The 7,516-nt window shown below is 72.2% G+C and carries 10 protein-coding genes; 2 read left to right on the forward strand and 8 right to left on the reverse strand.

The features are described from left to right. Window positions 1-23 precede the first annotated feature (23 nt). The 4 genes from CNO22_RS24155 to merA all read right to left on the reverse strand — a co-directional run bounded on the left by CNO22_RS24155 (window position 24) and on the right by merA (window position 3,081). Complete coding sequence (locus tag CNO22_RS24155) at window positions 24-872, reverse strand: IS5 family transposase (RefSeq protein WP_100501805.1); 849 nt, start codon at window positions 870-872, stop codon at window positions 24-26. Window positions 873-1,006: 134 nt separating this feature from the next. Further along, window positions 1,007-1,216: a MerR family DNA-binding protein gene (locus CNO22_RS29445; protein WP_232807313.1), complete on the reverse strand. Its 210-nt coding sequence runs from the start codon at window positions 1,214-1,216 to the stop codon at window positions 1,007-1,009. 10 nt (window positions 1,217-1,226) lie between these two features. Continuing rightward, entirely contained in the window at window positions 1,227-1,775 is a 549-nt protein-coding gene (locus tag CNO22_RS30255) for a class I SAM-dependent methyltransferase (RefSeq protein ID WP_408609711.1), read from the reverse strand. After that, window positions 1,711-3,081, reverse strand: coding sequence for a mercury(II) reductase (gene merA, locus CNO22_RS24170; protein ID WP_100501806.1), 1,371 nt, complete (start codon window positions 3,079-3,081; stop codon window positions 1,711-1,713). The genes CNO22_RS30255 and merA overlap by 65 nt, the downstream gene beginning before the upstream one ends. Window positions 3,082-3,136: 55 nt before the next feature. Here merA and CNO22_RS24175 point away from each other — a divergent pair, with 55 nt between their 5' ends. Beyond that, a complete protein-coding gene (locus CNO22_RS24175; RefSeq protein WP_100501807.1) occupies window positions 3,137-3,568 on the forward strand; it encodes a heavy metal-responsive transcriptional regulator in 432 nt (143 codons plus the stop codon). 387 nt (window positions 3,569-3,955) lie between these two features. Here the strand turns inward: CNO22_RS24175 and CNO22_RS24180 are convergent, their stop codons facing one another. The 4 genes from CNO22_RS24180 to purE form a co-directional block, all read right to left on the reverse strand. Next, window positions 3,956-5,113 carry an acyl-CoA dehydrogenase family protein gene (locus CNO22_RS24180; RefSeq protein ID WP_100501808.1) on the reverse strand — a complete coding sequence of 386 codons (1,158 nt, stop codon included), beginning with the start codon at window positions 5,111-5,113 and terminating at the stop codon, window positions 3,956-3,958. A gap of 83 nt (window positions 5,114-5,196) precedes the next feature. Continuing rightward, window positions 5,197-5,508, reverse strand: coding sequence for a CatB-related O-acetyltransferase (locus CNO22_RS29450; protein ID WP_269799630.1), 312 nt, complete (start codon window positions 5,506-5,508; stop codon window positions 5,197-5,199). 173 nt (window positions 5,509-5,681) lie between these two features. Next, on the reverse strand, window positions 5,682-5,990 hold the full coding sequence (locus CNO22_RS29455) for a hypothetical protein (protein ID WP_232807314.1): 309 nt from the start codon (window positions 5,988-5,990) through the stop codon (window positions 5,682-5,684). A gap of 88 nt (window positions 5,991-6,078) precedes the next feature. After that, window positions 6,079-6,579 carry a 5-(carboxyamino)imidazole ribonucleotide mutase gene (gene purE, locus CNO22_RS24190; protein WP_198588571.1) on the reverse strand — a complete coding sequence of 167 codons (501 nt, stop codon included), beginning with the start codon at window positions 6,577-6,579 and terminating at the stop codon, window positions 6,079-6,081. A 68-nt stretch (window positions 6,580-6,647) separates the two neighbouring features. Here purE and CNO22_RS24195 point away from each other — a divergent pair, with 68 nt between their 5' ends. Continuing rightward, window positions 6,648-7,496, forward strand: coding sequence for an IS5 family transposase (locus CNO22_RS24195; protein ID WP_100501805.1), 849 nt, complete (start codon window positions 6,648-6,650; stop codon window positions 7,494-7,496). The last annotated feature ends 20 nt before the right edge of the window (window positions 7,497-7,516 follow it).

Genomic DNA, 7,516 nt, shown 5'->3' on the forward strand with positions numbered 1-7,516 from the left:
CTGACAACGTGTCGAGAAAGGGTTCAGGAAGCTCGTGCTGGCTGCCAGGGACGGCGGCCGGGAGCCGGTGCGAGGCGGCGGGCCATCAGCCCGATCATGGCCCACTTGATCATCGCTTCGGAGTGGGCGGGCAGCCGTTCGTAGTCCCGGCTCATCCGGCGATGGCCGGTGATCCAGGCGTGCGTGCGCTCGACCACCCAGCGGCGCGGCAGCGGCACGAAGCCCTGCTGGCCGACCAGCTTGGCCACCACCTGCACCAGGATGCGCAGCGCCTTCGAGGCGAAGTCCTGGGTGCGGCGGCTGTAGGCGGCATCGGCCCAGACCAGCACCAGGGAGGGCATGGCCATCTTGGCCCGGTCCAGCACCCGGATGCCGCCGTCGCGGTCTTGCACGCTGGCCGCGGTCACCAGCACGACGATCAGCAGACCCAGGGTGTCGACCACCAGGTGCCGCTTGCGGCCGTTGACCTTCTTGCCGGCGTCGTAGCCACGGGAGCCTTTGCCGACCGTGGCGGCGCCGGGCACCGTCTGGGAGTCCACCGCACCGGCCGAGGCGGCTGGGTCACGCCCGGCGGCATCCCGGGCCGCGTCGCGCAGCGCGTCATGGATCCGGTCGGTGGTGCCGTCGGCGGCCCACCGCTGGAAGTAGTAGTAGACGGTCTCCCACGGCGGAAAGTCATGCGGCAGCTGCCGCCAGGAACACCCGGTCCGATCCACGTACAAGATCGCGTCGACCATCCGCCGCCGCGGATACTTCGCCGGTCGTCCGCCGCGAGTGCCGCGGCCACTGGTGCTGAGCACCGGCACCAGCGGCTCGATCAGCGCCCACTGCTCATCGGTCAGATCCGAGGGGTAGGCCGGGGAAGAGCCCATAGCCCACCCTGGCCCACAACCCCGAAGTTGTCAGCCCGCTTTCTCAACACGTTCTGAGTCGCCCACCGTCTCCGTCGCCATGCGAATCGCCCACCCTTCCGCCAGCTCGTGGGGTGCGACCGATCCTGGCAGCGTCAGCCGGCGTCCGAGGGGATCAGTGGGCAGACGGCGGCGGCGCTGCAGGCGGCCGGATTCAGCGTGGAAGCGCGGTGGCGGAGCCGCTCAACCTCCGCGCGCAGGGCCGTGAGTTCGGCGATGCGCCGGTCGAGGTCGACGGCGTGGGTGTCCAGCAGCGCGGCGACGTGCTCGTAGGGCCGGCCGCTGCTGTCACGCACGGCGATCACTTCACGGACCTCACCGAGGGTGAGGCCGGCGGCCTGCCCGGCCTTGACGAACGCAGCCTGTCGACCGCGTCCTCGCAGTACTCCCGGTACCCGGACGGCCGCCGCGGCGGCGCGGGCAGCGCCTGCGGCGCCGCCAAGCGCGGATCGCCGTCCCCAGGATCTGCGGCTTCGTCGGAATCGGGAAGCTGACGTCGGGGAAGGGGAAGCGCTCGATCCGCTCGAGGGTGAACCCGACCCGCTGGATCGCCGCGGCGGTGTCCCGGGCGGTGTGGCAGCCTCCGCCGAAGATCGGCCACACCGTGGCGTCCAGCGCATACTGCATCCGCGCCGCGGCTCGCCCGCCGGCGCGCACATGCTCCCAGGAGAACAGCCGGCCACCCGGCCGCAGCACCCGCCGCAACTCTCCCAGCGCCGCGTCCTGGTCCGGCACGCTGCACAAGACCAGCGAGCTGACCGCAGCGTTGAACGCGCCGTCGGACGCCGGGAGCGGCCGGTCATGCGCAGCAGCTGGTGGGCTTGTCAGTGCGGAACAGCCCGGCGGCGATGCGCAGCGCCTCACTCATCGTGAGGTACGGCGCCCAGGTGTCGGCGACGTCGTCCACGGTCATCCCGGCCTTGATCGCGTAGGTGGCGGCGAGCATCACGTCGCCGGCGCCCTCGAGCGCGGCGTGCACGCCGAGCACCTGGCCGGTGTCGGCGTCGGCGACGAGCTTCAGCGCCCCGAGGGTGTCCTGGTTGGTCAGTGCCCGGGGGATGTCCTGGCCGCCCAGGACCCGGCAGTCGCAGGCGTGCCCGGCGGCCAGCGCCTGGGCCTCGGTCAGTCCGGCGCTGGCCAGCTGCGGGCGGGTGAAGACCACCCGCGGCAGGCCGGTGTAGTCGACCTCGGCCTTGCCGCCGAGGGCGTTGACCGCGGCGGCGCGGCCGGTCTCGGCGGCGACGTAGACGTACTGCGGGGCGCCGGCGACGTCACCGGCGGCCCACACCTTCGGGTTCGACGTCTGCTGGCGGGCGTCGACGGCGATGAACCCGCGCTCGTCGACGTCGATGCCGGCGGCGTCCAGGCCCAGTCCGTCGTAGCGCGCGGTCCGGCCGATCGCGAGCAGCAGCCGCTGGGCGGCCACGATCTGCCCCGTGTTGGTGGTCACCCGCACCCCGCCCGCGTCGGCGGTCACCTGCACAGCCCGCTGCTCGACGACGGCGATGCCGGCCTGAGCGAACGCCGCGCGCATCACCTCGGCCAGCTCCGGTTCGGCGCACGGCGCGAGCCGGCCGATGAGGGTGACCGCAGTGCCCAGCCCGGCGAACAGTTGCGCCTGCTCCATGCCGACGTAGCCGCCGCCGATGACGATCAGGCTCTCGGGCAGCTCGGTCAGCTCCATCGCCGTGGTCGAGGTCAGCCAGTCCACGGTCTCCAGGCCCGGCAGGTCCGGCGTGGCCGGCACCGACCCGGTGGCCACGACGTAGGCGCGGGCGGGCAGCGGCTGCCCGTCGACAAGCAGCAGGTCCGGGTCGGCGAACCGAGCCTGGCCGCGGCGGATCTCGAAGCCGTGCGCGGCGGCGACGTCGAGGTACTTCGCCGCGCGCAGGTGCTCGATCAGCGTGTCCTTCTGCGCGACCACCGAGGGCAGGTCGACCGGCCGGGCGCTGGTCGGCACGCCCGGAAACGGGTTGTGCAGCGCGTGCTCGCGCTGGCCGCTGGCCGCCAGCAGCGCCTTGCTGGGGACGCATCCGACATTCAGGCAAGTTCCACCTGTCACGCCGCGCTCCACCAGCACAACCGACCGGCCCGCCCGGCGGGCGTGGATGCCCGCGGCCATCGCTGCCCCGCCGCTGCCGATGACCGCCAGGTCCAGTTCCGCGCTCATGGGACCGACCGTAAAGCCTCCCCTGCACTGGAAGGTCAAGCCGTAGGCTCACCGGGTGCGCATCGGAGAGCTCGCCGCCCAGACCGGGCTGACCGTGAAGACCATCCGGTTCTACGAACAGGCCGGCGTGCTGCCCGAACCGGCGCGGCGGCCCTCGGGGTACCGCGACTACGACGCCGGCGCGCTGGCCCGGCTGCGGTTCGTCAAGGCCGCTCAGACCGCCGGGCTGACCCTCGCCGAGATCGGCCAGGTCATCACCGCCCGCGAGCACGGCGGCCCGCCGTGCCGGCACGTCACCGCCCTGCTCGACGCGCACGCCGCCAACCTCGACCGGCGCATCGCCGAGCTCACCGCGCTGCGCGCGGACATCCGGCGACTGCGCGACCGCGCCGACGGGCTGGACCCCGCGGCCTGCGACGACGACGCCGTCTGCCACGTCATCCCGACGACAACGCCGCCTGGGGCGCGGGGGCCGGCGCGACGCTGACCGGCTGAGGCCCCGAATGCCGCAGTCACCGCCGACGAGGCCCGGTCACCGCCCTGAAGATCACGCAAGCGGTCACGCGGCGGTCGGGGGACGTCGTCCCGGCGCACAAGCGGCCGGAGCACGCCGCGGAGTGGCGGATGCTCCTGCTGGCGAAGGCCCTGATCGGACCGGCTCACGGACCCATCATCACCACAGGCACCGACGGACGTCCTGACGCTGCGTGAACTCCTCGGCGGCCAGCCGTCACACAGGCGTCACACGGACCACGCCTGACGGTTCCACCGGGTGCCGAGATCACTCCCGCGAGTAGCTCCGCACAAGTGACGAGGCCACCGCCCCCAGCGCGGCCCATCATGGTGTTGACCTGCAGCAACGCCGGTCGACGACCTACTTCAGGAGACTCCGTGCGATCACCATGCGCTGGATCTGGTTGGTGCCCTCGTAGATCTGGGTGATCTTGGCGTCGCGCATCATCCGCTCGACCGGGAAGTCCTGCGTGTAGCCGGCCCCGCCGAACAGCTGGACGGCGTCGGTGGTCACCTGCATGGCGACGTCGGAGGCGAAGGCCTTGGCCGAGGCGGAGACGCGGGTGACGTCGGGCCGGCCCTGCTCACCGGCGGCCGCAGCGACGTAGACGAGGTGGCGGGCCGCCTCGATCTTCATCTCCATGTCGGCGAGCATGAACTGCACGCCCTGGAACTCGGAGACCGCCTTGCCGAACTGCCGGCGCTCCTTGACGTAGGCCACCGAGGCGTCGAGGGCGCCCTGTGCGATGCCGACGGCCTGCGCGCCGATGGTCGGCCGGGTGAAGTCCAGCGTCCGGAGCGCGGTCTTGAAACCGGTGCCGGGCTCGCCGATGATCCGGTCGGCCGGGATGGTGCAGTCGGTGAAGTAGAGCTCGCAGGTCGGCGAGCCCTTGATGCCCATCTTCCGTTCCTTCGGGCCCACCGCGAAGCCCGGGTCGTCCCGGTGGACGGCGAAGGCCGAGATGCCGTTGGCGCCCTTCCCCGGCTCGGTGACGGCCATGACCGTGTACCACTCGGAGACGCCGGAGTTGGTGATCCAGGCCTTGGCGCCGTTGAGCACCCAGCTGCCGCCGTCCAGCCGGGCGCGGGTCTTCATCGCGGCGGCGTCGGAGCCGGCCTCCCGCTCGGAGAGCCCGTAGCTGATCATCGTGTCGCCCGCGGCGATCGGCCGCAGCACCCGCTGCTTGAGGTCCTCGGACGCCGACAGGATGACCGGCATCGAACCGAGCTTGTTGACCGCGGGGATCAGCGAGGCGCTGACGTCGACCCGGGCGACCTCCTCGATGACGATGCAGGTCGCGATCGCGTCGGCGCCCTCGCCGCCGTAGGCCTCGGGGATGTGGGTGGCGTGGAAGCCGGCGGCGGTGAGCGCCTTCTGCGCCTCGATCGGGTAGCGCGACTCGGCGTCGACCTCGGCGGCGTGGGGCGCGATCTCCCGCTCGGCGATGTCGCGGACCGCCTCGCGGATCGCCTCGTGCTCCTCGGTGAGGGCGTACAGCCCCGCAACGTTGTTACCCACGGGTAGATCCTAGGCCCAGCGACCTCCGTCGGGGAGGCACCTGGCCCGACTCGCGGGCCCGTCGCGTGCCCCTGATCGACCGTCTACCCCGCCGCCGCAGCCCCGTCGCGGCCGCCGTGACGCCGGGCGAACAGCTCCGGATCGGAGAAGTCGGCGATCCGCTCCCGGATGAGTTCGTCGGGCCACGTCCACCACTGTGACCGTGCGAGCGCCTCCCGGATCGGCTCCGGGAAGCGCCACCGGATGAGGCGAGCGGGGACGCCCCCGACGATCGCGTAGGGCGGGACGTCGCGGGTGACCACCGCCCCTGCCGCGAGAACCGCTCCGTCGCCCACGTGGACACCGCGGAGGATCGTGACGCGGTTGCCGATCCACACGTCGTTCCCGATGGTCACCGGGCGGTTGGCCGGCTCCGCGAGGAGGGCCGGTTCACCGTTCTCCTCGACGAACCCCGCGACGGCAGGTAGGTGATCGGGCTCGTCGTCACCCGGTCGATGGGGTGGGTGAAGCCGGCGATCGTCACGTCGAGCCCGATGCTGGTGAAGGAGCCGATGGACGCCAGTGCCGGTCACGGGTGTTCGATCCACTGCTGGAAGCCGTAGGTGTAACGGCCGACCGTGAAGCCGCACCAGCGTTCCACGTAGTACCGGGTGAGTCGGTTGCCCCGATCCGTCCAGTGCCACGGCTGCGTCGCACGCCGCCATCGGACCAGTCCCGGCCAGCGTTGTGGATAGGCCTCCCTGGACCGGTTGAAGTGTTCAGCCAGCGCCACGTCCTCGCCGTCGAGCCCGAGCCGCCGGGCCAGATCGTCGACGGGACGCACGCCGAACAGTGCCCTGCGGATCAGCGGCCTCGCGCGCCGGACCAGCCCCCGCATCACCGGAACCCCCGTAGCACGGTCGTCTCCCTCGTGGTCGTCGGATGCACAGAGTGCGGGGCCGCAGACCCCAGGACCCGGACTGCGGTCAATCGGACCTCAGCCGCTCCTGCAGCGTGGCGTCCCCGGCCATGACGGACGCGGCGAGGTCGGCCTGGAACCGCTCGACGGCGGCCCGGAGCTCCGGGTCGGAGGCGGCGAGGATGCGCACGGCGAGCAGCCCGGCGTTGCGGCCGCCGCCGATGGAGACCGTCGCGACCGGCACCCCGGCGGGCATCTGCACGATCGACAGCAGGCTGTCCAGCCCGTCGAGGCGGTCCAGCGGTCGGGGGACGCCGATCACCGGCAGCGGCGTGGCCGCGGCGACCATCCCGGGCAGGTGCGCCGCTCCCCCGGCGCCGGCGACGATCACCCGCAGGCCGCGACCGGCGGCGCTCTCGGCGTACTCGAGCATCCGGCGCGGGGTGCGGTGCGCGGAGACGACGTGCGCCTCGTACGGGACGCCGAACTCGGCCAGCGCCGCTGCGGCGGGCTCCATCACCGGCCAGTCGGAGTCGCTGCCCATGACGATGCCGACGATCGGGTCCACGCGGGGCTCCTCAGAACGTGTTTAGAAAGCGGGGGTGACAGGGGTCGAGCGGTGAGTCAGGCTGGTTCATGGGCTCTTCCCCGGCCTATCCCTCGGATCTGACCGATGAGCAGTGGGCGCTGATCGAGCCGCTGGTGCCGGTGCTCAGCACCAGTGGCCGCGGCACTCGCGGCGGACGACCGGCGAAGTATCCGCGGCGGCGGATGGTCGACGCGATCTTGTACGTGGATCGGACCGGGTGTTCCTGGCGGCAGCTGCCGCATGACTTTCCGCCGTGGGAGACCGTCTACTACTACTTCCAGCGGTGGGCCGCCGACGGCACCACCGACCGGATCCATGACGCGCTGCGCGACGCGGCCCGGGATGCCGCCGGGCGTGACCCAGCCGCCTCGGCCGGTGCGGTGGACTCCCAGACGGTGCCCGGCGCCGCCACGGTCGGCAAAGGCTCCCGTGGCTACGACGCCGGCAAGAAGGTCAACGGCCGCAAACGGCACCTGGTGGTCGACACCCTGGGTCTGCTCATCGTCGTGCTGGTGACCGCGGCCAGCGTGCAAGACCGCGACGGCGGCATCCGGGTGCTGGACCGGGCCAAGATGGCCATGCCCTCCCTGGTGCTGGTCTGGGCCGATGCCGCCTACAGCCGCCGCACCCAGGACTTCGCCTCGAAGGCGCTGCGCATCCTGGTGCAGGTGGTGGCCAAGCTGGTCGGCCAGCAGGGCTTCGTGCCGCTGCCGCGCCGCTGGGTGGTCGAGCGCACGCACGCCTGGATCACCGGCCATCGCCGGATGAGCCGGGACTACGAACGGCTGCCCGCCCACTCCGAAGCGATGATCAAGTGGGCCATGATCGGGCTGATGGCCCGCCGACTCGCACCGGCTCCCGGCCGCCGTCCCTGGCAGCCAGCACGAGCTTCCTGAGCCCTTTCTCAACACGTTGT

The sequence above is a fragment of the Geodermatophilus chilensis genome, from assembly GCF_002802985.1.
Classification (GTDB): Bacteria; Actinomycetota; Actinomycetes; order Mycobacteriales; family Geodermatophilaceae; genus Geodermatophilus; species Geodermatophilus chilensis.